Source organism: Nocardioides sp. W7 (assembly GCF_022919075.1).
Classification (GTDB): Bacteria; Actinomycetota; Actinomycetes; order Propionibacteriales; family Nocardioidaceae; genus Nocardioides.
In genome coordinates this window covers 1,713,226-1,737,205 of record NZ_CP095078.1, presented here as the reverse complement: position 1 = coordinate 1,737,205, position 23,980 = coordinate 1,713,226, and the positions used below count along the sequence as shown (strand labels likewise).

The window sequence follows — 23,980 nt, the reverse complement described above, 5'->3', positions numbered from 1 at the left end:
CGGCACGAAACAATTCTTTGTCCATCGACTTTGAGTACTACCGTCTGCTCCGAAGGGCCACCGCCCCTCGCGCAGGAGACCTCCGGCCACCAGCCGGAACGGAGAGGAACCCATGTCCGACCAGCTCGTTGACGCCCCCAAGTCCCGCACCGGCCTGTACGCCGTCCTGGCGGTCGTCGTACTCGCCCTGATCGCCGCCGTCGCGTTCTTCGCCCTGCGCGGCGACGACGGGAAGGACACCGTCAAGATCGGCGTCGTCGGCGCCAGCGATCCCTACTGGGAGACCTACCAGCAGGCCGCCGCCGACGAGGGCATCGACGTCGAGATCATCGACTTCGCCGACTACCCGCAGCCCAACCCGGCGCTCACCGAGGGTGACCTCGACCTCAACCAGTTCCAGCACATCGTCTACCTGGCCGGCTACAACGTCGACTCGGGCGAGGACCTGGTGCCGATCGGCTCGACCGCGATCTACCCCCTCGGCCTGTACTCGACCCAGCACGACTCCGTCGAGGACATCCCGGACGGCTCGACCGTCGCCGTACCGGACGACGAGAGCAACCTGGCCCGCGGTCTGCTCATCCTGCAGTCGGCCGGCCTGATCGAGCTCGAGGACGGCGGCTCCATCTACTCCACGCTCGACGACGTCGACGAGGCGGCCTCCCGGGTGAAGGTCACGGCACTCAAGGCCGACCTGACCCCGACCTCGCTGCCGGACGTGGCGGCCGCGGTCATCAACAACGACTTCGTCGAGGACGCCGGCCTGAAGTTCTCCGACGCGATCGCCCAGGACGACCCCGAGGACGCGAACGCGCTGCCGTACGTCAACATCTTCGCGGCCCGCGCCGAGGACAAGGACGACGAGACCCTCCAGAAGCTCGTCAAGATCTTCCAGGACACCCAGGAGGTGCAGGACGGCGTGCAGGAGGTCTCCGGCGACACCGCCGAGCTCGTGCGGGTCCCGGTCGCCGACCTCGAGAAGTCGCTGGCCCAGGTCGAGGAGGACACCCGCGCCCAGCGGTGACGCCGCTCGACCACCTCCGCCCCACCCGAAGGACCCGAACGCCATGGCCCTGCTCGAGATCCGAGACGTCCGCAAAGAGTTCCCCGCCCGCTCCCGCGACGGCAGTCCGATCGTCGCGGTGGACGGCGTCGACCTCGACGTCGAGGCCGGCGAGATCTTCGGGATCGTCGGCTACTCCGGCGCCGGGAAGTCCACCCTGGTCCGCCTGGTGAACGCACTCGAGCCGGCGACCTCGGGCTCGATCAGGGTCGACGGCACCGAGATCGTCGGCATCGGCGAGCGCCGGCTGCAGGAGGTACGCCGGGGCATCGGGATGATCTTCCAGCAGTTCAACCTGATGAGCTCCCGCACGGTCTACGGCAACCTCGCGTTCCCGCTCCAGGTCGCCGGCGTGCCGAAGTCGGAGCACCGGGCGCGGATCTCGGAGCTCCTGCACTTCGTCGGCCTGGCCGACCAGGCGCTCGCCTACCCCGAGCAGCTCTCCGGGGGCCAGAAGCAGCGGGTCGGGATCGCCCGCGCCCTGGCCACCTCGCCCCGGCTGCTGCTCGCCGACGAGGCCACCAGTGCGCTCGACCCGGAGACCACCCAGGAGGTGCTGGCCCTGCTCAAGCAGGTCAACACCGAGCTCGGCATCACCATCGTCCTGATCACCCACGAGATGGAGGTGATCAAGACCATCGCCGACAAGGTCGCGGTGATGGAGCACGGCAAGGTGATCGAGCAGGGCCCGGTCTTCGACCTGTTCTCCCGTCCGCAGCACCCGGCGACCCGCCGCTTCGTCTCCACCCTCGTCGACGACGAGCCGTCGGCCCGGGCCCTCGACGTGCTGCGGGAGCGCCACGACGGGCGCTTCGTCACCCTCGCCTTCCGCGACCCCGCGGTGCGCCAGTCCCAGGTCTTCGCCGAGCTGATCTCGCGCGACGTGGCGTTCGAGCTCGTCTACGGCGGCATCGAGGACATCCAGGGCCAGACCTTCGGCAACCTGACGCTCTCACTCACCGGCGACCCGGCGCAGATCGATGCGGCGCTGGCCGTCGTACGCGAGCGGGTCGACGTGCGAGAGGTGGCCTGATGCCCTCCGACCTGCTGGGTGACACCCGGCTCTTCGACCTCACCGACCTGCTGTGGGAGGAGACCTTCGCGACGCTCTACATCGTCGGGCTGACCCTCCTGATCGGCGGCCTCCTCGGTCTCGTGCTGGGGCTCGTGCTCTCCACGACCCGCCCCGGCGGGCTGCTCGCCCACCGGCCGGCCTCCGTGGGGCTCAACCTGCTCGTGAACTTCTTCCGGCCGATCCCGTTCGTGATCTTCATCGGCGCGGTCCAGCCCCTCGCGCGGGCGGTGGTCGGCACCGGCATCGGCGAGAAGGCGATCATCTTCGCGATGACCCTGGCCGCTACGTTCGGCATCAGCCGGATCGTCGAGCAGAACCTGGTCGGCGTCGACCCCGGCGTGATCGAGGCGGCCCGCTCGATGGGTGCGGGGCGGCTCCGGATCGTCCTCACCGTGCTCATCCCCGAGGCCCTCGGTCCGCTGATCCTCGGCTACACGTTCGTGCTCGTGGCGATCATCGACATGTCCGCGATCGCGGGCGCGATCGGCGCCGGCGGGCTCGGCGCGTTCGCCCTGCAGTACGGCTGGCGCCAGTTCGACACGGTCGTCACCTGGACCACCGTCCTGATCATCGTCGCGCTCGTCCAGATCGCCCAGTTCGGCGGCAACCGCCTGGCGCGGAAGGTCATGCGCCGCTGACCGGACCGGCCTCTACGATGGAGCCATGACCTCTTCTGCATCGGGCAGCCCTCGTGACCGTCGCGTCTCCCAGCGGATCGGCGCCATCGCCGAGTCCGCGACGCTGAAGGTGGATGCGAAGGCGAAGGCGCTGAAGGCCGAAGGCCGCCCGGTGGTCGGCTTCGGCGCGGGCGAGCCCGACTTCCCGACGCCGGACTACATCGTCGAGGCGGCCGTCGAGGCCAGCCGTGACCCCAAGAACCACCGCTACACCCCGGCCGGCGGGCTGCCCGAGCTGAAGAAGGCGATCGTCGAGAAGACCGCCCGCGACAGCGGCCTGGTCGTCGAGCCCGCGCAGGTGCTGGTCACCAACGGCGGCAAGCAGGCCATCTACGAGGCGTTCGCCGCGATGCTCGACCCGGGCGACGAGGTGATCGTGCCCGCGCCGTACTGGACCACCTACCCGGAGTCGATCCAGCTCGCCGGCGGCGTGCCGGTCGAGGTGCTCGCCGACGAGACCCAGGACTACAAGGTCACGCCTGAGCAGCTCGAGGCCGCCCGCACCGACAAGACCAAGGTGCTGCTGTTCGTCTCGCCGTCCAACCCGACCGGCGCCGTCTACACCGCCGACGAGATCCGGGCGATCGGCGCGTGGGTCGAGGAGCACCAGCTGTGGGTGCTCACCGACGAGATCTACGAGCACCTCGTCTACGACAACATCGAGACCGGCTCGCTGCCGGTGCTCTGCCCCGAGCTCGCCGACCACTGCGTGATCGTCAACGGCGTCGCCAAGACCTACGCCATGACCGGCTGGCGGGTCGGCTGGGTGATCGGGCCGAAGGACATCGTCAAGGCGGCCACCAACCTGCAGTCGCACGCGACCTCCAACGTCGCCAACGTCTCCCAGCGCGCCGCGATCGCCGCCCTCGAGGGCGACCTGTCGGCCGTCGACCAGATGAAGGTCGCCTTCGACCGTCGCCGCGGCATCATCGTCTCGATGCTCAACGAGATCGACGGCGTGGTGTGCCCGACGCCGGGCGGCGCGTTCTACGCCTACCCGTCCGTGAAGGGCCTGCTCGGCAAGGAGTACGCCGGTCGCACGATCACCACCTCCGCCGAGCTCGCCGAGTACATCCTCGACGAGGCCGAGGTCGCGATCGTGCCCGGCGAGGCCTTCGGGTCGCCGGGCTACCTGCGGCTGTCGTACGCCCTCGGGGACGACGACATCATCGAGGGGATCACCCGCCTCCAGAAGCTCTTCGCCTGACGTTGAGGGACCTGCTCGCACTCCCCAAGGCGCACCTGCACCTGCACTTCACCGGGTCGATGCGCCACGAGACCCTGCTCGAGCTCGCCGAGCGGGACGGCATCTCGCTGCCCGACCAGCTCGTCTCCGAGTGGCCGCCGACGCTGTCCGCGGCCGACGAGAAGGGCTGGTTCCGGTTCCAGCGGCTCTACGACGTCGCCCGCTCGGTGCTGCGCACCGAGGGCGACGTACGCCGGCTGGTGCGCGAGGCCGCCGAGGACGACGTGCGCGACGGCGGCCGGTGGCTGGAGATCCAGGTCGACCCGAGCGGGTACGGCGCCCGCTTCGGCGGGATCACCGCCTTCACCGACCTGGTCCTCGACGCGGTCCGGGAGGCGTCCGCCGCGACCGGCCTCGGCATGGCGGTCGTGATCGCCGCCAACCGCACCCGGCACCCGCTCGACGCCCGCACCCTGGCCCGACTGGCCGCCCAGTACGCCGGCCGCGGCGTGGTGGGCTTCGGACTCTCCAACGACGAGCGGCGCGGCAGCACCGTCGACTTCGCGGGCGCGTTCGCGATCGCGGAGCGGGCCGGTCTGGCGCTCGTGCCGCACGGCGGTGAGCTCCGCGGCCCCGAGCACGTCGCCGCCTGCCTCGACGCCCTGCACGCCGACCGGCTCGGCCACGGGATCCGCTCCACCGAGGATCCGGCCCTGCTGGACCGGATCGTGAGCGCCGGTGTCGCGCTCGAGGTCTGCCCGGTCTCCAACGTCGCGCTCGGCGTCTACTCCGACCTGACCTCGGTCCCGCTGCCGACGCTGCTCGCCGCCGGGGCCACGGTCGCCCTGGGCGCCGACGACCCGCTGCTGTTCGGCTCCCGGCTCGCGGGCCAGTACGCCACGATGCGGGCCGCCCACGACCTGTCCGACACCACCCTCGCCGAGCTGGCCCGGATGTCCGTGCGCGCCTCCCGGGCCCCCGAGGACGTCCGCGCCGGCGTGCTCCGCGAGATCGACGCGTGGATCGCCGACGACCAGGGCACGATGGCGCCATGACCAGCGGTCCCGAGCAGCCCGAGCGGCCCGAGCAGCCGCAGTGGCCCCAGTACGGCCAGCAGCCCGATCCGCCGTACGGCCAGCAGCACGAGCAGCCCCGGGAGTACGGCCGGCCGCCGTTCCAGCAGCCGTACGGGCAGCCGCCCTTCCAGCAGCCCTTCGGCTACCAGCGCGAGAGCCACACCGGCGCGACCACCTCGATGGTGCTCGGCATCATCGCGCTGGCGTCCCTGCCCCTGGCGGCCATGTGCTGCGGCGTGACCCTGCCCGGGATGCTCACGGCGCCTTTCGCCTGGGTCCTGGGCGTGCGCGCCAAGCGCGAGATCGACGCCCAGCCGGGCCGCTACGGCAACCGCGGCTTCGCCGAGGCGGGCGTCGTGATGGGCATCATCGGCACCGTGCTGACGGTGCTGGCCATCGCCGCGGCGGTCCTGTTCTTCGGGCTGCTCGCCTTCTCGGTGCCCGACCCGGTCGTCGGGACCAACGTCTAGGAGTCTGCTGGACAAGGCGGTCGAAGCGAGCGTCGTGAGGGACGTGCGCCGGCACGGCGGAGGCGCGAAGGCACACGGGGCGTGCGTCGAGCGGCGACAACGCAGCCGGCGTGCGTTCATCGCGGCGCGTAGCCGGCCGGATTGTTCAGGCTCCTAGAGCTGACAGCCGACCAGGACCGGCTCGTTGACGAGCCGGATGCCGAACCGCTCCTCGACCCCGTCGCGCACCTCGCGGGCCAGGGCCAGCAGGTCGTCGGCCCGGGCCGAGCCGCGGTTCGTCAGCGCGAGGGTGTGCTTGGTCGACAGCCGCGCCGGCCCCGCGCCGTACCCCTTGGCGAAGCCGGCGTGCTCGATCAGCCAGGCCGCGCTGGTCTTGACGCCGCCGTCGGGCTGGGGCCACGCCGGGGCGCCGTCGGGTACGTCGGCGGGCGCGACGACCGGGTTGGTGAAGAACGACCCCGCGCTCCAGGTGTCGTGGTCGGCCTCGTCGAGGACCATCCCCTTGCCGCGGCGCAGCCCGAGCACGGCGTCGCGGACGTCGGCCAGCGGCGCGCGAGCGCCCGGCTCGACCCCGAGGGCGCGGGCCAGCTCGGCGTACGCGACCGGCGCCCCGAGGCTGCCCTGTCGGAACTGGAAGGTGACCGCGAGCACGACGTGGCGGTCGGGACCGGCCTTGAAGCGGCTGTGCCGGTAGCCGAAGCCGCAGTCGGCGTGGGCGAAGGTGCGGACCCCGCGCAGCCTGCGGTCCCAGACCCGCACCGAGGCGATCGTCTGGGCGACCTCCTGGCCGTAGGCGCCGACGTTCTGGATCGGGGTCGCGCCGACCGAGCCCGGGATCCCGGAGAGGGCCTCGACGCCCACCCAACCGCGCTCGGCGGCCAGCGCCACCAGGTCGTCCCAGGTCTCGCCGGCGGCGACGGTGGCGAGCACTCCCCCGCAGGTCGCCTCGTCGTCCTCGACGTCGAGCGTGAGACCGCTGGTGGCGACCTCGACGACGGTGCCGGGGAAGCCCTCGTCGGCGACCAGGAGGTTGCTGCCGCCGCCGAGCACCAGCACCGGCTCCCCGGCCATCTCGGCGGCCGTCACGGCCCCGGTGAGCTCGTCCTCGGTCGTCGCCCGCACGTAGCTGCCGGCGCCGCCACCGACGCGCAGCGTGGTGTGGTCGGCGAGGAGCTCGCTCATGCGGGAGAGCTCATGCGCGGACGACGGCCTTGGGCATGCCCAGGACCTTCTGGCCGTCGCAGGTGACCGTGAGCGCGAGGGTGGTCAGCCCGTCCTCGCTCGCCTTGACCTCGCCCGCGACCTCGATCGCGACGGCGCCCTCCGCGGGCACCACGACCGGGTTGGTGAACTTGCAGCCCAGGCTGACCACCTCGGCTCCGGGGAACCAGGTCGCGACCGCGCGGGCGGTCAGCGCCATCGTGTACATCCCGTGCGCGATCACACCCGGCAGGCCGACGCTGCGCGCGACCTCCTCGTCCTGGTGGATCGGGTTCTGGTCACCGCTCGCGGCCGCGTAGGCCACCAGGTCGGCGCGGGTGATCTCGTAGTGCTGGGTCGCCAGGCTCATGCCGGGGCCCCCCGGTGGACGAGGGTGGCGCTGGTCGAGCAGACCAGCGCGCCGTCGGCGTCGGTGATCTCCGAGGTGGTGCCGATGATGTCGTTGCCGCCGATCTGGCGCAGTGAGGCGACGCTCAGCGTCGCGGTGAGGACGTCGCCGGGCATGACCGGCCGCTCGTAGGCGAACTTCTGCTCCCCGTGCACGATCCGGAACAGGTCGAGCTGCTCGGCCTCCAAGAAGGCGTTCATCGCGTCGAAGGCGAGCACGATGGGGAAGGTCGCCGGTGCGGCGCCCCCGTCGTACGACGAACCGGTGGCGACGGCGAAGTCACGCACCCGCTCCTCGGAGACGGCGTACGGACTGGTCGGGGGGAAGACCCGCCCGACGAGGGAGGCATCGACTGGCATGCCGGCCAGCCTATCGAGGTCGCTCCCAACGCCGACGACCCGCCCGAGCGGTGCTCGGACGGGTCGGCAAGCGAAAGGTCAGCGGGTCTCGCGGTGCGCCTGGTGCGTGCGGCAGCGCGGGCAGAACTTCGCCAGCTCCAGACGATCGGGGTCGTTGCGCCGGTTCTTCTTGGTGATGTAGTTGCGCTCCTTGCACTCAACGCACGCGAGAGTGATCTTGGGGCGAACGTCGGAGCTCTTGCTGGCCACGGGAAGTCCTTGGGGTCGATGGCGGTGCGTTGCTGCTCGGTGGTGAGTAGCGGGGGCGGGACTCGAACCCGCGACACCACGATTATGAGCCGTGTGCTCTAACCACCTGAGCTACCCCGCCACGAGGGCAGGATGGTGTGGCCACTCTAGCCGGCCACACAACCCTCACCCAGAGCCCCTTTACGGAATCGAACCGTAGACCTTCTCCTTACCATGGAGACGCTCTGCCGACTGAGCTAAAGGGGCAACGACGGAGAACGATACACAGCACCTTCGGGAACGAGAAATCGGGTCAGTCCTGGTGCTCCGGGGCCGTGATCCGGGCGAACGGGAAGGCCTCTTCGAGCTCGTAGGCGAGCTCCAGCAGGGTCGCCTCGCGACCCGCTGCGGCGCCGAACATCATCCCCAGCGGGAGCCCCGCGGCGGTGGTCGCGAGGGGCAGCGAGACCGCCGGTTCGCCGGTGACGTTCTGCCACGGGGTGAAGGCCACCCACTCCATGAGGCGGCCCATCACGACGTCGTACTCCTGGGTCGGGTCGAGGTGCCCGACCCGCGGCGTCTCGGTGCCGAGGGTGGGGGTCAGCACGACGTCCCAGCGCTCGTGGAGGGCGCCGCCGGCCGGCTTGGCCCGGTTGAGGCGGCGGATCGCCGCGGGCACGCGGTGCAGGTTGCGCAGCCCGTTCCGGGCCAGGCCGCGGGTGAGGTTGTCGAGCCGGTCGGGGTCCCAGGACCGGCCGTTGGTCCGGCGTCCGGTGCGCACGATGGCCAGCGCCAGCAGGGACCAGTAGAGGACGAAGTCGTCGGGGAACCGGGGGTCGGCGGGCGCCGCGACCTCCTCGACCACGTGGCCGAGCTCCTCGAGCTGCGCGGCGACCTTCAGCGTGAGATTGGCCACCTCCGGGCTCGCACCGGCGCCGACGCCCTGGGTGTTCACGGCGATCCGGAGCCGGCCGCGGACCGGCCGCGTGATGTCGCCCACGGGCGGCAGGTGCAGCGCCCGGTAGACCTTCTCGGCCTCGCGCAGGAACGCCGCCGTGTCCCGCACCGAGCGGGTGAGCACGCCGTCGGAGACGAGCCGGATCGGCATCTGCCGGGTCAGCGCGTCCTGCGGCAGCCGGTCGCGGGTCGGCTTGAGACCGACCAGGCCGTTGACCGCGGCCGGGATCCGGATCGAGCCGCCGCCGTCGTTGGCGTGCGCGATCGGCACGGCCCCCGCCGCCACGAGCGCGGCCGAACCGGCCGAGGACGCACCGGCGCTGTGCTCGGTCGACCAGGGTGAGCGGACCGGGCCGAGCCGGGGGTGCTCGGCGGCGGCGCTGAAGCCGTACTCGGAGAGCCGGGTCTTCCCGAGGGGCAGCAGACCGGTCGCGAGGAACATCCGGGCCAGGTCGCCGTCGCGGGGCTGCGGCCGGGCCTCGAACGCGTCGGTGCCGTGCTGGGTCGGGAGGTGCTGGACGTCGACGTTGTCCTTCACGAACGTCGGAACGCCGGAGAAGAACCCGCCCCGGGGGTCGCGCGCCTGCGCTCGGGCCCGGTCGAAGGCGACGTACGCCACCGCACCCAGCGTCGGGTCCACGTCCTCGACCCGGGAGATGGCGGCGTCCACCGCCTCGGGGACCGACACTCGGCCGGCATGGAGGGCGGCGACCAGGCCGACGGCGTCGAGATCGCCGAGGGCGTCGTCACGGAAGGCGTGCACGCGGGGCATGCCAGCCATCCAACTACGCTCCGGCCGTGGTGTCCTGGCAGCTGAGCGGCGTGGCGGCGCTGATGCGCGCCACCCGCAAACGAAGGTTCCTGACGGCCGAGGGCGGTCACGCGATGCTCGCGCGAGCCAAGGGGTCCCCCGCTCCCCCGGCCTCGCTGACCCGCTGGACCTCCGTGTCGACCCGGACGGTGGCCGGCTTCGACGTGCACCGGGTCGCCCGGCCCGGTGCCCGCCCCGACCTGCCGGTCGTGATCTACCTGCACGGCGGCGCCTACGTGAGCGAGATCGCGTCGCAGCACTGGTCGCTGGTCGGACGCCTGGCCCGCGAGCTCGACGTGGAGGTGTGGGTGCCGGTCTACGGCCTCGCTCCCGCACATGACGCGACCGCGGCGCACGAGCTGGTCGGGGCCCTCCTGGAGGCGCTGTACGCCGGCGGCCGCTCCTGCTGGCTGGCCGGCGACTCGGCCGGGGGCGGCCTGGCCCTCGCCGCGGCCCAGGAGGCCGTGGCTCGCGGGCGCTCGACGGTGCGCGGGCTGACGCTGATCGCCCCGTGGCTCGACCTGGGGATGCGCAACCCCGAGGTCGACGCGCTGGAGCCGCACGACCCGTGGCTCGCGCGGGCGGCCCTCCGACCGATCGCCGACGCGTGGGCCGGCGGCCTGTCGCTGGACGACCCGCGGGTGAGTCCGCTGTTCGGCGCGGTCGCCGGCCTGCCGCCCGTGGACCTCTGGGTCGGCACCCACGACATCACGCTGCCCGACTGCCGGCTGCTGCGCGACCGGCTGGCCGGGGTGGTGCCGGTGGACTTCCACGAGCTGCCGGGCGGGCTGCACGTCGTACCCCTGCTGCCCGTGCCGGAGGGCGAGCAGGCCCGGCGGCGGATCGTGGCCCGGATCGGTCTCGGGCTACAGGAGTAGCGCGAGGACCAGCGGGAGCACCAGGCTGGTCGCGAGGGCCGTGAGGCCCATCGAGAGGCCGGAGAACGCGCCCCCGGTGCGGTCCTCGGCCAGCGCGCGGGAGGTGCCGATGCCGTGCGAGACCGCGCCCAGGGCGATGCCGCGGGCGGCGCGGGCCCGGACGCGCAGCAGGGTCAGCACGGCCGGACCCGCGACGGCGCCGAGGATGCCCGCGACGATCGTGAGTGCGGCGGTCAGCTCCGGGAGCCCGCCGTTCGCCTCCGACAGGGCGATGGAGACCGGGGTGGTCGCGGCCTTCGGGGCGAGGGTGCGCTCGAGGAGCTCGCCGCCGCCGAGGACCCGGGTGAGCAGCACCGCCGAGCCGACGCTGACCGCCGCACCGAGGGGTACGGCGACCAGCAGCGGCCCCAGCAGTCCCCGCAGCCGGCTCGCCTGCCGGTGCAGCGGCACCGCGAGCGCGACCGTGGCCGGACCCAGCCAGAAGGTCAGCAGCTCGGTGCCGTCGCGGTAGTCCGCCACGTCCACGTCGAGGAGCAGCAGGGCCGCCCCCATCAGCACCACCGCGACCAGCACCGGCTGGGCGACCGCATGTCCGCCGGTGCGCGCGTGCACCGCCCGGCCGACCTGGTAGGCCAGCAGGGTCAGCCCCAGGAAGAAGAGCGGGGACTCCAGCAGCCAGCTCATCCGCGCCCCCGCGCCAGCAGGGTCACGGTCCAGCCCACGACGGCGAGCCCGAGGACCCAGGACCCGGCGAGCGCCACCGCGATGGGGAGGGCGTCGTCGCGGATCAGCGCGAGGTAGCCGACCACCCCGGCGCCGGCCGGCACGAACAGCAGCTGCAGGTGCCGGAGCAGGGCGTCACTCGTGCGTACGACGCCCGAGTCGTCGGCGGGCCGGCGTACCTGCAGGACGGCGAAGAGCACCACCATGCCCACCACCGGACCCGGCACCGGCGCGTCGGTCGCCCGCACCAGCACCTCCCCCACGAGCTGGCAGCCCAGCAGCCACGTCAGTCCGGTGATCACCCGCCCATCCTCCACAACCGCGGTGGGCTGCGGGGTGGGGCGGGCTCGGGGCGGCACCGTCGTACGGCTCGGTGGCCCTGGGGACCAGGTCGTCTGACGTCCGGCGGTACGTCGTACGGTCCGGTCGCTCAGACAGCCAGCACGTACGACGTCCCGGGGCCGGAGGTCAGGCGGAGGCACCCCGCCGGTGGCAGCCGACGAGGTGCGGGTCGAAGACGCCGATCGCCTCCATCAGCGCGTACATCGTGGTCGGGCCGACGAAGGCGAAGCCGACCTTCTTCAGCCCCTTCGACAGTGCCTTCGACTCCTCGGAGGTGGTCGCCATCTCGGCGGTGTCGGCCCAGGCCGGCGGAGCGTCGGGGGCGAAGGAGAGCACGAACGCCTCGAGTCCGCCCCGCTCGCGCAACGCCACCGTGGCGGTGGCGTTGGTGATCGCGGCGTCGACCTTCAGCCGGTTGCGGACGATGCCCGCGTCGGCCATCAGCCGGGCCCGGTCGGCGTCGTCGAAGGCCGCGATCGCCTCGGCGTCGAAGCCGGCGAACGCCGCCCGGAAGCTCTCGCGCTTGTTGAGGATCGTCGACCAGGACAGCCCGGACTGGAACGCCTCCAGGGTCAGCCGCTCCAGGTAGGCCGACTCACCGTGGACGCGGTTGCCCCACTCGGTGTCGTGGTAGTCGCGCATCACGCCCGGGCCGCCCGCCCAGGGGCATCGCGTCACGCCGTCCTCGCCGGTCACAGGTCCCATCCGCCCATCGTGTCGTACGGCGCCGACAGTGGGCGTTCCGCACGGCCGTCAGCGGGTCCGCCGGCGTGCGTCCCCGCTAGCGGCGCTCGCGGAGCCGGGCGTTGGGCAGGGGCGGGGCCGGGATGGGGGCCAGGTGGTCACCGGCGACGATGCCGAAGCGACCCTCGCGCACCAGCTGACCGTCCGGCACCACGCGCTCGCGGGAGCCACCCTCGTGGAGGCCGCCGGCGTCGTCGGGATCGACCGGTGACCCGCCGGCGTCGAGGATCTGGGCCTGCCACTGCTCACGAAAGCCGACGATCTCGTCGTGGCTGCGGCCGACGAAGTTCCACCACATCACGATCGCCTCGCCGAACGGCGGCCCGCCCAGGAGCAGCAGACGTACGGCGGACGCGCCGGCCCGCAGCTCCAGGTGGTTGGCGCCCGGCGGGACGTAGGCGAGCTCGTCCTTCGCCACCTCGACCCCGGCGACGGTAAGGGAGCCGGTGTCGACCAGAACGCCGTGCTCGTACGACGCGTCGACGTCGAGCGTGACCGAGGCGCCCGGATCGAGCAGCAGCTCGGCCCCCAGCAGCGGGGTGAAGGTGGACACCGGCGAGGTGTCGCCGAGCAGGGAGCCGAGGAAGACCCGCGCCTCGAAGCCCGGACCGGTGATCGGCGACGGCGCGTGGTGGGCGAACGTCGCTGCCGTGTCGCGCGCGGCGTCGGGCAGCGCCACCCACAGCTGCGCGCCGTGCAGCGTCGTGGTGGCCGCGGTGGAGACCTCGGAGTGGCTGATGCCGTGGCCGGCGGTCATCAGGTTCACCTCGCCGGGGCGGACCATGGCGTGGTTGCCCGCGCTGTCGCGGTGCTCGATCTCGCCGGTGAACAGCCAGCTGACCGTCTGCAGACCGGTGTGCGGATGCGGGGCCACCTTCATACCGCCGGTCTCCGCGACGTCGTCGGGCCCGTAGTGGTCCAGGAAGCACCAGGCGCCGATCAGCGAGCGGCCGCGCTGGGGCAGCGTGCGTCGTACGCCCATCGCGCGGGGGCCGCCCAGGGGTACGTCCCGTGGCGTCATGATCTCGACCGCCGACGTCACGTGCGCCTCGCAGGTGAGGACGGCGGGGTCGCGCTCGGGGTTGGTCATGCCCGGGCACCGCAGGCCTGGGCCAGGACCCGCACGGTCGAGGCGGGGTCCTGCACCAGCTTCGCCGCCGGCCGGACCGGACGCGGGACCAGGTTGCCGCCGCAGTTGGGGCAGGTCCCGAGCAGGACGGTCTCCACGCAGTCGCGGCACCAGGTGCACTCGTAGGTGCAGATCATCGCGTCGGGCGCGTCCGGCGGCAGATCCTTGTCACAGCACTCGCAGTTGGGTCGCAGCTCCAGCATGGCCCCATTCTCCCCGTTGAGTCCGGAGTTCTGGCAGTTGAGTCCGGACTTTCTCCGGGCCAAACCGCCCGGGATCCCCGACTCAACCGCCGGGGGGCCCGACTCAACCGTGGTCAGGAGAGCTGGTCGGGCTCGACGTGGCGCTTGGCCTCGTCGCCTCGGTCGTGGGCGGGGGTGTAGGTGCCCGCCAGGGTGGAGATCACCCCGGTACCGCCACCGTCGGAGCGCTCCAGACGCACGATGATCGACTTGTACGCCGGCTGGTTGCTGCCCGCGGCCGTGTGGTCCAGGGCGATCAGCGGATTGGTCTCGGGGTAGTACGCCGCGGCACACCCGCGCGGCTGGTCGTAGGCCACCACCCGGAACGTCGGCACCTGCCGCACCGAGCCGTCCTCCCACTCGCTGACGATGTCGACCAGGTCGCCCTCGGCGAAGCCCAGCGAGGTGATGTCGTCGGGGTGCACGAAGACCACCCGGCGGCCGTTCTCGATGCCGCGGTAGCGGTCGGAGAGCCCGTAGATCGTGGTGTTGAACTGGTCGTGCGAGCGGATCGTCTGCAGCACGAGCTTGCCCGGCGGCACCTCCAGGACCTCCAACGGGCTCGCGGTGAAGATGGCGCGGTCGGCCTTGGTCGGGAAGGTCCGGGTGTCGCGCGGCGGGTGCGGCAGCACGAACCCGCCGGGCTGCGACGCCTTCTCGTCGTACGCCGCGCACCCGGGGACCACCCGCGCGATCGAGCGGCGTACCTCGGAGTAGTCGGCACGGAACGCCGCCCAGTCGATGCCGTGCCGGTCGCCGAGCGTCGCCTCGGCGAGCGAGCAGACGATGTCGACCTCGGATCGCAGGTGCTCCGACGCCGGCTTCAGCGGCCCCTGCGAGGTGTGCACGGCGGACATCGAGTCCTCGACGCTGACCTTCTGCGGCCGACCGCCGGTCAGGTCCTTCTCGCTGCGTCCGAGTGCGGGCAGGATCAGGGCCTCGCGGCCGTGTACGACGTGGGAGCGGTTGAGCTTGGTCGAGACGTGCACGGTCAGGTCGGCCGCCCGCAGCGCGTCCTCGGTGACGGAGGTGTCGGGGGCGGCGGAGACGAAGTTGCCGCCCATGGCGACGAAGACCTTCGCGTCGCCGTCGCGGAGCGCGCGGATCGCGGCGACGGAGTCGTACCCGTCCTCGCGCGGGGGGTCGAAGCCGAACTCGCGCTGCAGGCTGTCGAGGAAGTGCGCCGGCGGCCGCTCCCAGATGCCCATGGTCCGGTCGCCCTGCACGTTGGAGTGGCCGCGGACCGGGCACAGGCCGGCACCGGGCTTGCCGATGTTGCCCTGCAGGAACGCGAGGTTCGCGATCTCCTTGACCGTCGCGACCGCGTTGTGGTGCTGGGTGATGCCCATCGCCCAGCAGAAGACGGTCCGCGACGAGGACGCCAGCAGGTCCGCGGTGTCCTCGATCTGCGCGCGGGTCAGGCCGGTCGAGCGGAGCACCTTGTCCCAGTCCAGGTCGGCCAGCGCGGCGGCGTACTGCTCGAATCCGGTGGTGTGGCGCTCGACGAAGTCGCGGTCCACCGCGCCACGCTCGATCAGCAGGGCCCCGAGCGCCTGCAGCAGGGCCAGGTCGCCGCTGCTGCGGATCTGCAGGTAGCGGTCGGCCAGGCCGGTGCCGGACCCGACGACGCCCCGCACCTTCTGGGGGTTCTTGAACCGGACCAGGCCCGCCTCCTTCAGCGGGTTGACGGCGACGATCGTGGCGCCGTTGCCCTTGGCCTCCTCCAGCGCGGAGAGCATCCGGGGGTGGTTGGTGCCGGGGTTCTGGCCCAGGATCACGATCAGCTCGGCCTGGTGGACGTCCTCGAGCGAGACCGACCCCTTGCCGATGCCGATCACCTCGGCCAACCCGACCGAGGTCGACTCGTGGCACATGTTCGAGCAGTCCGGCAGGTTGTTGGTGCCGTAGGCGCGGACGAAGAGCTGGTAGAGGTAGGCGGCCTCGTTCGAGGTCTTGCCGGAGGTGTAGAAGATGGCCTGGTCCGGCTCGACCGCGTTCAGGTGCCGGCCCATCAGTGCGAACGCGTCGTCCCAGGCGATCGGCTCGTAGTGGGTGCCGCCCGCGCGCAGCACCATCGGCTCGGTCACCCGGCCCTGGCTGTTGAGCCAGTAGTCGGTGTGCTCGGCCAGCTCGGCCACCGGGTGCCGGGCGAAGAACTCCCGCCCGATCAGGTCGCGGGTCGCCTCGTCGGCGACGGCCTTGGCGCCGTTCTCGCAGAACTCCGCCGTGTGCCGGTGGTCCGGGCTGGGGTCCGGCCAGGCGCAGCCCTGGCAGTCGAAGCCGTCGGTCTGGTTGAGCTTGGTCAGCGTCCGGGCGGTCCGGGTGACGCCCATCTGGCCGATCGCCCGCTTCATGGTGATCGCCACCGCCTTCGCACCGGCGGCGTGGTCCGCGGGGGCACCGACCTCCACGTCGGCCTCGTCGATCTCCTGCGCCCGTGCTCGTCGACCCATCCCTCATGTCTACCCGGTCACACCGCGCAGATCGACGGCGACCGACACATCACCCGAAATCACCATTTCGGGTGACCCCTCTCGGCCACTAGGTTCCTGCCACCAGCCGCCCTCCTCCAGCGGCCCCCACCCGAGGAGTCAGATGTCCACGAACGAGCCGCCGGTCGATCCGCCCGCTCCCCCGCCCCCCGGCGGGGAGTACCCCAGCTACGGTGCGCCACCGCCGTCCGCGCCGTACGGCGGCGCTCCGGACGCCGGCGGGTACGGCGCCTTGCCTCCGTCGGGCGGGTACGGCGCCCCGCCGACCGGTCCCAGCGGCTACAGCGTCGGGACCGCGTGGAGCTACGGCTGGTCGAAGTTCACCGCCAACGTCGGGCAGATCCTGATCGCGGTCCTGGTGCTGGTCGGCGTCCAGATCGTCGCGCAGATCCTGGGCTACATCGTCGATGACGCGCTGGTCCTCCGCTGGGTGTTCAGCCTGGCGGCGTGGGTGCTCTCCATGATCATCGGCGCCGGGATCGTGCGGGCCGCCCTCGACATCACCGAGGGCAAGACCGTCAACGCCGCGAACATCCTGGCCCCGCACAAGCTCGGCGAGGTCGTCATCGCCTCGCTGCTGACCGGTGTCGCCACCTTCATCGGCCTGATCCTGTGCGTGCTCCCGGGTCTGGCCGTCATGTTCTTCACCTCGTTCACCCTCTACTTCCTGATGGACCGCGAGGAGCTCGGCGCGATCGACGCCATCAGGGCGAGCTTCGACTTCACCTGGAACAACGCGAGCAACGTCATCGTGTGGTTCCTGGTCAGCCTGGCCACCTGGTTCGTCGGCGCACTGCTGTGCGGCGTGGGCCTGATCGCCGCCGTACCCGTCGTGCTGATCGGCACGGCGTACACCTACAAGAAGCTCACCGGCCAGCCGGTCGCACCCTGAGCCGACGACGCGGCGTCAGCGGCCACCCCCGATCGTGCCGCTGGCGTCGTGTCGTCGTCGCCGTCCGTTCACCGCCCGTCGACAGAGTGCGGAGGTGCGCATCGCCCAGCTCGCCAACTTCATCGGCCCCGCCTCCGGGGGCATGCGGACCGCCGTCGCCGCGCTCGGGCGGGGGTACGCCCGGGCGGGCGCCCGCCGGCTGCTCGTCGTCCCGGGCCCGGTCGACGCCCGGACGTCGACGCCCGAGGGTGACGTCGTCCAGCTGCGCGCACCGCGTGTCGGCGGCGGCTACCGGCTGATCGTCGAGCCCTGGCGGGTGATCGACGTACTGGAGGAGTTCGCGCCGACGTCCGTCGAGTCGAGCGACAAGCTGACCCTGCTGCCAGTGGCCCGGTGGGCGCGCCGCAACGGCGTCCGCTCGGTGCTCTTCTCCCACGAGCGGCTGGGCGACATGCTCGCGATGCGCACGGGCCTGGACGCCGCCTCGAAGGTCTCGATCTCGCTGCTGAACCGGCTGCTGGTCCGCAGTTTCGACACCGTGGTCGTGACGTCCGACTACGCCCGGCGCGAGTTCCAGGCGCTCGCCGACACCGTCGGCTGCCCGATCGAGCAGGTGCCGCTCGGGGTCGACCTCGCGACCTTCCGGCCGCAGCCCCCCTCCGCACCGTCCGCGCCCGGCGCTGAGCTGCGTCTGGTGCACGTCGGCCGGCTGTCCCGCGAGAAGTCGCCCCACCTCGCGGTCGCGACCGCTGTCGAGCTGCACCGGCGGGGGGTGCCCCTCCGCCTCGACGTGTACGGCGAGGGCCCGCACCGCGACGAGCTGGCCGCGCTGGCCGGGAGCGCGCCGGCGACCTTCCATGGCTTCGTCGACGGGCGGGCCGACCTGGCCCGCCGGATCGCCTCGGCCGACGTTTCGCTGTCGGTGTGCCCGAGCGAGACCTTCGGGCTGGCCGTGCTCGAGGCACTCGCCTGCGGGACCCCGGTCGTGACCGCCGACCGCGGGGGTGCGCGCGAGCTGGTCGACGCCGCCTCGGGTGCGTGGGGTGCCCCCGACGCGTCCTCGCTGGCCGACGCGGTCCTGGAGGTCGCGGCTCGTCCGCTCGCCTTGCGCCGAGCCGCGGCTCGTGCGCGGGCCGAGCAGTTCCCGTGGTCGGCCACCGTCGAGCGAATGCTCGACGTGCACGCCGGGTCGCGGGTCGTCGTACCGGTCGGAGCGTAAGGCGGACCGAGGCTGCACCGCTGACCTCACGTGCGGGTTGCGGGGGTTTCGACACGCTCAGGACGTCGTCCTTCGTCGCTCAACCACCGGCGGGGTCGCTCGCCCAGGTCCAGGCGTAGGCGTCGTCCTCGACCGCGAGGCCTCCCTCACCGAGCTCGAGCGGAGCGAAGGTGTCGACCATGACGGCGGACTCGTCGAAGGCCTCCACACCGAGCGAGGCCTCGATGGCCGACGGCTGGGGGCCGTGGGGGTGGCCCCCGGGATGCAGGGAGATCGAGCCGAGGCCGATGCCGGAGCCCTTGCGCGCCTCGTAGTCGCCGGCGACGTAGAACATCACCTCGTCGCTGTCGACGTTGGAGTGGAAGTACGGCACCGGGATGGCGAGCGGGTGGTAGTCGACCTTGCGGGGCAGGAAGTTGCAGACCACGAAGTTGCGGCCCTCGAAGACCTGGTGCACCGGCGGCGGCTGGTGCACCTTGCCGGTGATCGGCATGTAGTCGTCGACGTTGAGCGTGTAGGGGTAGAGGCAGCCGTCCCAGCCGACCACGTCGAACGGGTGGGTCGCATACGTCATCCGGGTGCCGACCACCCCGGAGCTGGTGCGGTGCTTGACCAGCACCTCCACGTCCGACCCGTAGTCCAGCAACGGGGACGAGGGCCCGTGCAGGTCGCGCTCGCAGTACGGCGCGTGCTCCAGCAGCTGGCCGCAGCGGGAGAGGTAGCGCTTCGGCGGCGCGACGTGACTGTTCGCCTCGATCGCGTAGAGCCGGGACGCCTCCGCGGGCACCCAGCGGTGCGTGGTCGCGCGCGGGACGACGACGTAGTCGCCGGCGCGGTAGGGCACGACGCCGAACACCGTCTCAACGACGCCGCTGCCGGACTCGACGAAGACGCACTCGTCGCCGATCGCGTTGCGGTAGTACGCCGAGGACGTCGTACCGGTGGCGACGTACGAGATCCGGACGTCCCCGTTGCCCAGGACCAGCCGCCGGTCGACGACCGCGTCGCCACCGGTCTCGAGGGCGTGCAGGCGCAGGTGCCGCGGCTTCAGCGGGTGGTTGGGCACGGTCCGCTGCTCGGGCAGCTCCCACACCTCGCTGGCGACGATCGCCGAGGGCACGCCGCGGTGGTAGAGCAGCGAGGAGTCCGAGGAGAAGCCCTCCTCCCCCATCAGCTCCTCGCGGTAGAGGCGCCCGTCGGGGTCGCGGTGCTGGGTGTGCCGCTGCCGCGGTAGCTCGCCGACCGCCCGGTAGTACGCCATGACACCCTCCACCCGCCGTCCGATTATCGGACGTTCGCAGTCGATATGTGCCGGTAGGGTACGCAGGTGCCCCTCTCCACGGAACCCTTCTGGGCGGCGCTCGTCGACGACGCCGCGATCTTCCCGCCGGGCGACGCCGACTTCGGCGCCGCCGTCGCGGCGCACCTCGCGCGCGAGGAGCCGCTGGTCGGCAGCTTCGTGCTCCGCGACACCGACCTGCCCGCCGTCCCCCGCGACACGGACCTCGCCGTCTCGGTCGTGCTGACGGGCGGGGCCGGTCAGGTGGCCGGCCCGGCGGCGTACTGCGCTCGCACCGGGCTGCGGCTCGCCGGCCTCGAGGTCGCGCTGCGCGACCTCGACGACCTGGCCGGCAACGCCCGGCGGGTGGTCACCGCGGTCGACGCCGCCCGGGCGGACGGCTCCCTCGACGAGGACGTCCCGGTGTACGTCGAGCTGCCGGACACCGGGGCGCCGTCGTACGGCTGGCTCGCGGCCGCCGACGAGGTGGCCGGCGCCGAGCTGCGGCTGAAGTACCGCACCAGCGACGTGTCCGCCGCCGCCCTGGCGGCCTGGATCGACGCGGCACTCGATCGCGAGACGCCGTTCAAGTGCACCGCCGGCCTGCACCACGCGCTGCGTCACGAGGACGGGCACGGCTTCCTGAATGTGCTGCTGGCCACCGTCCGGGCCTTCGACGGGGCCGGGGCCGCCGAGGTGGTCGCCACCCTCGAGGACCGCGACCCTCCGCTCGATCCCGCCGAGCTGGCCCGCGGCCGGCGCTGGTTCACCTCCTTCGGGTCGTGCAGCATCGCGGAGCCGCTGGCCGACCTGCGGGCGCTGGGGCTGTACGGCCATGGGTGAGACCGCGGGCTTCGGCCTCGACCACCTGCCGTACGGCGTCTTCTCGGTCGACGGCGGCGAGCGCCGGGTCGGCGTACGGCTCCACGACACCGTCGTCGACCTGCACGCGCTCACCGAGCGGGCGGAGTTCGCGCAGCCGTCCCTGAACGCCTTCCTGGCCCTTGGCCCGGAGGTCTGGCGACAGACCCGCGAGCAGCTGGCCGAGCTCACGCACCTCGCCCCCGGGATCCCGCTCGACGACGTCGTGCTGCACCTGCCGTTCGAGGTCGCCGACTACGTCGACTTCTACGCCTCCGAGCACCACGCGACCAACGTCGGGCGGATCCTCCGGCCCGACCAGGAGCCGCTGCTGCCGAACTGGAAGCACCTGCCCGTCGGCTACCACGGCCGGGCCGGCACCGTCGTGGTGAGCGGCACCCCGGTCGTACGGCCCGTTGGACAGCTGCCCGGCGGCGGGGTCTACGCCCCCACCCGACGTCTCGACATCGAGGCCGAGCTGGGCTTCGTGGTCGGCGCGCCGAGCCCGCTCGCCGCACCGGTGCCGTACGACGACCTGGCCCGGCACGTCTTCGGCGTGGTTGGCCTCAACGACTGGTCGGCGCGCGACGTGCAGGCGTGGGAGTACGTCCCGCTGGGGCCGTTCCTCGGCAAGTCCTTCGCGACCAGCATCAGCGCCTGGGTCACCCCGCTCGCGGCCCTGGACGCCGCCTGGTGCGACCTGCCCGGCCAGGACCCGCGGCCGCTCCCGCACCTGCTGCCGAGCGACCCGGCCGAGCAGCCCCGCGGGCTCGACATCGAGGTCGAGGTCGAGCTGGACGGGGAGGTGGTCAGCCGGCCGGCGTACCGGACGACGTACTGGAGCCCGGCGCAGCTGCTCGCCCACCTGACCTCCAACGGCGCCTCGCTGCGCACCGGAGACCTGCTCGCGTCCGGGACGATCAGCGGGCCCGAGCCCGGGCAGCGCGGGTCGCTCCTGGAGCTGTGGTGGGGCGAGCGGTTCCTCGACGACGGTGCCGAGGTGGTGCTGCGCTACACCGCACCCTCGACCAGCGGCGGGCGGCTGTCGCTGGGCGAGGTGCGGGGCCGGGTCGAGCCGGCCCGCACGTAGGACGCCGCGGCCCAGCCACCCAGGAGCAGCGCGGCCCAGACGTAGGCGTTGCCGACCAGGTGGTCCAGCGGCCCCCAGCCCAGCTCGCGGTCCTCGCGGTGCGGGGGCCACCAGATGCAGGCCGAGGCGAACAGCGCCGTCCACGCGACCGCGATCCGGCGCGATCGACGCCACAGCACCACCACGGCAGGGGCGGCCCAGACCCAGTGGTGGCTCCACGACACCGGTGAGGCGAGCAGCATCGCGAGCGCACCCAGCAGCAGCGCCAGGTCGGCCTGGCCGCGGCGCCACCAGAGCGCGCCCAGCACCAGCAGCGCCCCCGACAGGGCCCCCGCGACGACCAGCCAGAGAGGCGTCGGCGCCTCTCGGCCGAGCATCCGGACCAGCACGCCGTTGACCGACTGGTTGCTGGTGAAGGAGAGCCCGCCGATCCGGGCGGGGTCCCACAGCGTGTGCGTCCAGTACGTCGCGGAGTCGCCTGCAGCCAGCAGGAAGCCGAGCGCCACCGTGCCGACGAAGGCCGCCACCGCCCGGACCGCCGGGACCCGGCGGCCGGCCAGCACCAGCAGGGCGACGAGGACGAGCGGCGTGAGCTTGATGCCCGCCGCGACCCCGATCAGCACGCCGGCGGTTCGACGGTCGGGGCGCAGGACGTCGTACGCCACCAGGAGCATCAGGAACAGGTTGACCTGGCCGAAGGAGAGCGACTGCCAGACCGGCTCGAGCAGCAGGCAGCCGGCCGTCAGCGCGAGGACGGCGTGCGGGTGGCGTCGGGGCAGCAGCAGCCGGAGGACCGCGAGCAGGGCGGCGACGCTGGCGGCCGCCCAGCCGGCGGCGAGCAGCACCGGCGGCAGTTGCGCGACCGGCGCCATCAGCCCGGCCGCGAACGGCGGGTAGGTGAAGGGCAGGCCGGTGGCGGGGTCCGCGCCGTCGTACAGCCCGGCCCCGTCGGCGAGCGCCACCCCGCCGAAGCGGTAGACGTCCAGGTCGATGAAGCCGCGGGTGACCTCGACGTACGCCGCCACGGCGCCGACGGCCAGCAACAGGACCCAGGTCAGGGCGTGGCCACGCACTAGGGGACGGCGAGCCATCGCGACCTCACGATCTTGTCGAGCCGGTTGCGGGCCGAACGGGTGAGCAGCAGCACCGGCACCAGGACGGCGACGAGCATGCTGCCGAGCACGATCGCCAGGTAGGCGCCGTGCAGCGAGGAGTCGAGCGGGGCGACGAGGCCGAGCACGACCGACGCCGCGAGCAGGCCGCTGGCAGCCACCCGGCCGAGACGGAGCGCGGCGAGGAACGGGGTGACCCAGAGGAAGTACCAGAGGTGCACCACGGGGCTGAGCACGACGAGCGTGCCGACCACCACGGCGACCGCGGCGAGCGCCGGCTCGCGGCGACCCGTCGGCCAGGTCAGCGCGACCCAGACCGCGACCCCCGCCGCCGTGACGGTGCCGGCCTGGCGGACCAGGTCGAGGAAGAGCGCGTTCGGGAGGCCGGTGCCGAGCACCCGGGCGACCCAGTCGAAGGCGCCGCCGACCAGGGTGGTGAGCGAGAGCGGCGTGTTGACCGTGGCCGGGACGGTGAGACCGCCGACCCAGCCGAGGCCGAGGCCGGTCACGACGCTGAGGCCGACCAGGGTCCCGAGCGAGACGACCGCGACGCCGCCCAGTCGACGGAGACGCTCGGCCGTCGTCGCGAGCACCGGCAGCGAGACCAGGGCGACCGCGACGCAGACCAGCCCGCCCGGCGCCTTCACCGCGGCGGCGCACCCGCCGAGGACGGCCGCCAGCGCCCACCCGTGCTCGGCCGCGACCACCAGTGCCGCCGCCATCAGGCCCACCATCAGCAGGTCGTTGTGGAGGCCACCGACGCCGTTCGCGAGCATCAGGGGCGAGGCCAGCGCGACGACCGAGGCCAGCGCCGGGTCGACCCCGGCCCAGCGGGCCATCCGCGGCACCGCCCAGGCGAGCAGCACCAGGCCGATCAGCGCGACCCCGCGGTGGCCGATCGCGAGGATCCACGGGTTGCCCGTGACGTCGGCGAAGAGGTCGCCGGCGACCAGCGGCAACGGGCCGTACGGCGTCGCGGTGTCCATCCACATCGGGTCGACCGCCTGCACGACCGGGCCGTGCAGCACCGACGGGCCGTGGTCGTACGGCGAGATCCCGACGTGCGCCATGGTCCCCTGGGCGGCGTACGACCAGCCGTCCCGGGAGAACAGCGGCGGCGCGAGGAGCAGCGGCGCCGACCACACCACGACCGCGTGCCGGACCAGCACGAGCGCGCCGTCCCGCTCCGCGCCGACGGCCACGGCGACGTGCCGGCACAGCGCGAGCCAGGCGGCCGCGAGCAGCCCCAGGCCGAGCAGCACGACCGTCAGACCGGCCATCCGGCCGACCTCCGAGCCGCGGATCTCCACGAGCAGCCCCACCTGGAGCAGCTGGGTCGAGCGGGGCAGCGTCGACACCACCAGACCGCCGAGCAGCACCAGCACGCTGCCTGTCAGACCACGAGTGAACACGTGCGGACGGTAGGGAGGCGCGGCGACGCGGCGGTGAACGTCGCGGGTCGCGTC

General features: G+C 72.7%; 25 protein-coding genes and 2 tRNA genes. 11 read left to right on the top strand and 16 right to left on the bottom strand.

Going from position 1 to position 23,980, the window contains the following annotated elements; genetic code table 11:
* Positions 1-112 precede the first annotated feature (112 nt).
* From MUB56_RS08215 to MUB56_RS08190, 6 genes are read left to right on the top strand one after another with little or no spacing between them, the layout of a single operon-like run.
* Positions 113-1,024 (top strand): MetQ/NlpA family ABC transporter substrate-binding protein, encoded by a 912-nt coding sequence (locus MUB56_RS08215; RefSeq protein WP_244931413.1) that lies wholly within the window; start codon positions 113-115, stop codon positions 1,022-1,024.
* A 43-nt stretch (positions 1,025-1,067) separates the two neighbouring features.
* Positions 1,068-2,096 (top strand): methionine ABC transporter ATP-binding protein, encoded by a 1,029-nt coding sequence (locus tag MUB56_RS08210; RefSeq protein ID WP_244931412.1) that lies wholly within the window; start codon positions 1,068-1,070, stop codon positions 2,094-2,096.
* Positions 2,096-2,776: an ABC transporter permease subunit gene (locus MUB56_RS08205; RefSeq protein ID WP_244931411.1), complete on the top strand. Its 681-nt coding sequence runs from the start codon at positions 2,096-2,098 to the stop codon at positions 2,774-2,776. The genes MUB56_RS08210 and MUB56_RS08205 overlap by 1 nt, the downstream gene beginning before the upstream one ends.
* A gap of 25 nt (positions 2,777-2,801) precedes the next feature.
* A complete protein-coding gene (locus MUB56_RS08200) occupies positions 2,802-4,022 on the top strand; it encodes a pyridoxal phosphate-dependent aminotransferase (RefSeq protein WP_244931410.1) in 1,221 nt (406 codons plus the stop codon).
* A gap of 2 nt (positions 4,023-4,024) precedes the next feature.
* Positions 4,025-5,056 carry an adenosine deaminase gene (locus MUB56_RS08195; RefSeq protein ID WP_244931409.1) on the top strand — a complete coding sequence of 344 codons (1,032 nt, stop codon included), beginning with the start codon at positions 4,025-4,027 and terminating at the stop codon, positions 5,054-5,056.
* Positions 5,053-5,547 (top strand): DUF4190 domain-containing protein, encoded by a 495-nt coding sequence (locus MUB56_RS08190; RefSeq protein WP_244931408.1) that lies wholly within the window; start codon positions 5,053-5,055, stop codon positions 5,545-5,547. Before MUB56_RS08195 ends, MUB56_RS08190 begins: the two co-directional genes overlap by 4 nt.
* A 153-nt stretch (positions 5,548-5,700) precedes the next feature.
* On the opposite strand, the gene MUB56_RS08185 is transcribed toward MUB56_RS08190, so the two are convergent.
* The 7 genes from MUB56_RS08185 to MUB56_RS08155 form a co-directional block, all read right to left on the bottom strand.
* Positions 5,701-6,729, bottom strand: a complete 1,029-nt coding sequence (locus MUB56_RS08185) for a UDP-N-acetylmuramate dehydrogenase (protein ID WP_244931407.1) — start codon at positions 6,727-6,729, stop codon at positions 5,701-5,703.
* Positions 6,730-6,739: 10 nt separating this feature from the next.
* Entirely contained in the window at positions 6,740-7,117 is a 378-nt protein-coding gene (locus MUB56_RS08180; protein WP_244931406.1) for a MaoC/PaaZ C-terminal domain-containing protein, read from the bottom strand.
* Positions 7,114-7,515: a MaoC family dehydratase N-terminal domain-containing protein gene (locus tag MUB56_RS08175; RefSeq protein WP_244931405.1), complete on the bottom strand. Its 402-nt coding sequence runs from the start codon at positions 7,513-7,515 to the stop codon at positions 7,114-7,116. The genes MUB56_RS08180 and MUB56_RS08175 overlap by 4 nt, the downstream gene beginning before the upstream one ends.
* A 78-nt stretch (positions 7,516-7,593) precedes the next feature.
* Complete coding sequence (gene rpmG, locus MUB56_RS08170) at positions 7,594-7,764, bottom strand: 50S ribosomal protein L33 (protein WP_182525673.1); 171 nt, start codon at positions 7,762-7,764, stop codon at positions 7,594-7,596.
* A 47-nt stretch (positions 7,765-7,811) separates the two neighbouring features.
* Positions 7,812-7,885 (bottom strand) — tRNA-Met (locus MUB56_RS08165).
* 52 nt (positions 7,886-7,937) lie between these two features.
* A tRNA-Thr gene (locus tag MUB56_RS08160) sits at positions 7,938-8,010 on the bottom strand.
* 46 nt (positions 8,011-8,056) lie between these two features.
* Complete coding sequence (locus MUB56_RS08155) at positions 8,057-9,481, bottom strand: amidase (protein WP_244931404.1); 1,425 nt, start codon at positions 9,479-9,481, stop codon at positions 8,057-8,059.
* A gap of 17 nt (positions 9,482-9,498) precedes the next feature.
* Between MUB56_RS08155 and MUB56_RS08150 the strand changes: the two genes are divergently transcribed.
* Complete coding sequence (locus tag MUB56_RS08150; RefSeq protein WP_244931403.1) at positions 9,499-10,389, top strand: alpha/beta hydrolase; 891 nt, start codon at positions 9,499-9,501, stop codon at positions 10,387-10,389.
* On the opposite strand, the gene MUB56_RS08145 is transcribed toward MUB56_RS08150, so the two are convergent.
* From MUB56_RS08145 to MUB56_RS08120, 6 genes are all read right to left on the bottom strand, one after another.
* On the bottom strand, positions 10,378-11,073 hold the full coding sequence (locus MUB56_RS08145) for an LrgB family protein (RefSeq protein WP_244931402.1): 696 nt from the start codon (positions 11,071-11,073) through the stop codon (positions 10,378-10,380). The two genes, MUB56_RS08150 and MUB56_RS08145, sit on opposite strands and share 12 nt — an antisense overlap.
* The gene (locus MUB56_RS08140; protein ID WP_244931401.1) at positions 11,070-11,414 is read right to left on the bottom strand and encodes a CidA/LrgA family protein; all 345 of its coding nucleotides are present in this window, start codon (positions 11,412-11,414) and stop codon (positions 11,070-11,072) included. Before MUB56_RS08140 ends, MUB56_RS08145 begins: the two co-directional genes overlap by 4 nt.
* Positions 11,415-11,580: 166 nt before the next feature.
* Positions 11,581-12,159, bottom strand: coding sequence for a DNA-3-methyladenine glycosylase I (locus tag MUB56_RS08135; RefSeq protein WP_244931400.1), 579 nt, complete (start codon positions 12,157-12,159; stop codon positions 11,581-11,583).
* Between the two features lie 76 nt (positions 12,160-12,235).
* Positions 12,236-13,288 carry a pirin family protein gene (locus tag MUB56_RS08130; RefSeq protein WP_244931399.1) on the bottom strand — a complete coding sequence of 351 codons (1,053 nt, stop codon included), beginning with the start codon at positions 13,286-13,288 and terminating at the stop codon, positions 12,236-12,238.
* Positions 13,285-13,530 (bottom strand): DUF1272 domain-containing protein, encoded by a 246-nt coding sequence (locus MUB56_RS08125; protein ID WP_244931398.1) that lies wholly within the window; start codon positions 13,528-13,530, stop codon positions 13,285-13,287. Before MUB56_RS08125 ends, MUB56_RS08130 begins: the two co-directional genes overlap by 4 nt.
* 113 nt (positions 13,531-13,643) lie before the next feature.
* On the bottom strand, positions 13,644-16,022 hold the full coding sequence (locus MUB56_RS08120) for an FdhF/YdeP family oxidoreductase (RefSeq protein ID WP_244931397.1): 2,379 nt from the start codon (positions 16,020-16,022) through the stop codon (positions 13,644-13,646).
* Positions 16,023-16,164: 142 nt separating this feature from the next.
* Between MUB56_RS08120 and MUB56_RS08115 the strand changes: the two genes are divergently transcribed.
* Both MUB56_RS08115 and MUB56_RS08110 read left to right on the top strand, forming a co-directional pair.
* Positions 16,165-16,953, top strand: a complete 789-nt coding sequence (locus MUB56_RS08115; protein WP_244931396.1) for a hypothetical protein — start codon at positions 16,165-16,167, stop codon at positions 16,951-16,953.
* 94 nt (positions 16,954-17,047) lie between these two features.
* Positions 17,048-18,172 carry a glycosyltransferase gene (locus MUB56_RS08110; protein WP_348536717.1) on the top strand — a complete coding sequence of 375 codons (1,125 nt, stop codon included), beginning with the start codon at positions 17,048-17,050 and terminating at the stop codon, positions 18,170-18,172.
* 79 nt (positions 18,173-18,251) lie between these two features.
* Here MUB56_RS08110 and MUB56_RS08105 read toward each other — a convergent pair whose 3' ends face one another.
* Entirely contained in the window at positions 18,252-19,433 is a 1,182-nt protein-coding gene (locus MUB56_RS08105; protein WP_244931395.1) for a homogentisate 1,2-dioxygenase domain-containing protein, read from the bottom strand.
* A gap of 66 nt (positions 19,434-19,499) precedes the next feature.
* Between MUB56_RS08105 and MUB56_RS08100 the strand changes: the two genes are divergently transcribed.
* Positions 19,500-20,294, top strand: coding sequence for a hypothetical protein (locus tag MUB56_RS08100; protein ID WP_244931394.1), 795 nt, complete (start codon positions 19,500-19,502; stop codon positions 20,292-20,294).
* On the top strand, positions 20,287-21,402 hold the full coding sequence (locus MUB56_RS08095; RefSeq protein ID WP_244931393.1) for a fumarylacetoacetate hydrolase family protein: 1,116 nt from the start codon (positions 20,287-20,289) through the stop codon (positions 21,400-21,402). Before MUB56_RS08100 ends, MUB56_RS08095 begins: the two co-directional genes overlap by 8 nt.
* Here the strand turns inward: MUB56_RS08095 and MUB56_RS08090 are convergent.
* Positions 21,324-22,475, bottom strand: coding sequence for a glycosyltransferase 87 family protein (locus MUB56_RS08090; RefSeq protein ID WP_244931392.1), 1,152 nt, complete (start codon positions 22,473-22,475; stop codon positions 21,324-21,326). The two genes, MUB56_RS08095 and MUB56_RS08090, sit on opposite strands and share 79 nt — an antisense overlap.
* The gene (gene mptB / locus MUB56_RS08085) at positions 22,475-23,926 is read right to left on the bottom strand and encodes a polyprenol phosphomannose-dependent alpha 1,6 mannosyltransferase MptB (RefSeq protein ID WP_244931391.1); all 1,452 of its coding nucleotides are present in this window, start codon (positions 23,924-23,926) and stop codon (positions 22,475-22,477) included. The genes MUB56_RS08090 and mptB overlap by 1 nt, the downstream gene beginning before the upstream one ends.
* Positions 23,927-23,980: the final 54 nt, after the last annotated feature.

What these genes read in the sequence shown, in the direction of transcription:
- MUB56_RS08215 (WP_244931413.1), top strand. Translation starts at nt 113, where the DNA reads ATGTCCGACCAGCTCGTTGACGCCCCCAAGTCCCGCACCGGCCTGTAC.
- MUB56_RS08210 (WP_244931412.1), top strand. Translation starts at nt 1,068, where the DNA reads ATGGCCCTGCTCGAGATCCGAGACGTCCGCAAAGAGTTCCCCGCCCGC.
- MUB56_RS08205 (WP_244931411.1), top strand. Translation starts at nt 2,096, where the DNA reads ATGCCCTCCGACCTGCTGGGTGACACCCGGCTCTTCGACCTCACCGAC.
- MUB56_RS08200 (WP_244931410.1), top strand. Translation starts at nt 2,802, where the DNA reads ATGACCTCTTCTGCATCGGGCAGCCCTCGTGACCGTCGCGTCTCCCAG.
- MUB56_RS08190 (WP_244931408.1), top strand. Translation starts at nt 5,053, where the DNA reads ATGACCAGCGGTCCCGAGCAGCCCGAGCGGCCCGAGCAGCCGCAGTGG.
- MUB56_RS08185 (WP_244931407.1), bottom strand. Translation starts at nt 6,729, where the DNA reads ATGAGCGAGCTCCTCGCCGACCACACCACGCTGCGCGTCGGTGGCGGC.
- MUB56_RS08180 (WP_244931406.1), bottom strand. Translation starts at nt 7,117, where the DNA reads ATGAGCCTGGCGACCCAGCACTACGAGATCACCCGCGCCGACCTGGTG.
- MUB56_RS08175 (WP_244931405.1), bottom strand. Translation starts at nt 7,515, where the DNA reads ATGCCAGTCGATGCCTCCCTCGTCGGGCGGGTCTTCCCCCCGACCAGT.
- MUB56_RS08155 (WP_244931404.1), bottom strand. Translation starts at nt 9,481, where the DNA reads ATGGCTGGCATGCCCCGCGTGCACGCCTTCCGTGACGACGCCCTCGGC.
- MUB56_RS08145 (WP_244931402.1), bottom strand. Translation starts at nt 11,073, where the DNA reads ATGAGCTGGCTGCTGGAGTCCCCGCTCTTCTTCCTGGGGCTGACCCTG.
- MUB56_RS08135 (WP_244931400.1), bottom strand. Translation starts at nt 12,159, where the DNA reads ATGGGACCTGTGACCGGCGAGGACGGCGTGACGCGATGCCCCTGGGCG.
- MUB56_RS08130 (WP_244931399.1), bottom strand. Translation starts at nt 13,288, where the DNA reads ATGACCAACCCCGAGCGCGACCCCGCCGTCCTCACCTGCGAGGCGCAC.
- MUB56_RS08125 (WP_244931398.1), bottom strand. Translation starts at nt 13,530, where the DNA reads ATGCTGGAGCTGCGACCCAACTGCGAGTGCTGTGACAAGGATCTGCCG.
- MUB56_RS08120 (WP_244931397.1), bottom strand. Translation starts at nt 16,022, where the DNA reads ATGGGTCGACGAGCACGGGCGCAGGAGATCGACGAGGCCGACGTGGAG.
- MUB56_RS08115 (WP_244931396.1), top strand. Translation starts at nt 16,165, where the DNA reads ATGTCCACGAACGAGCCGCCGGTCGATCCGCCCGCTCCCCCGCCCCCC.
- MUB56_RS08105 (WP_244931395.1), bottom strand. Translation starts at nt 19,433, where the DNA reads ATGGCGTACTACCGGGCGGTCGGCGAGCTACCGCGGCAGCGGCACACC.
- MUB56_RS08095 (WP_244931393.1), top strand. Translation starts at nt 20,287, where the DNA reads ATGGGTGAGACCGCGGGCTTCGGCCTCGACCACCTGCCGTACGGCGTC.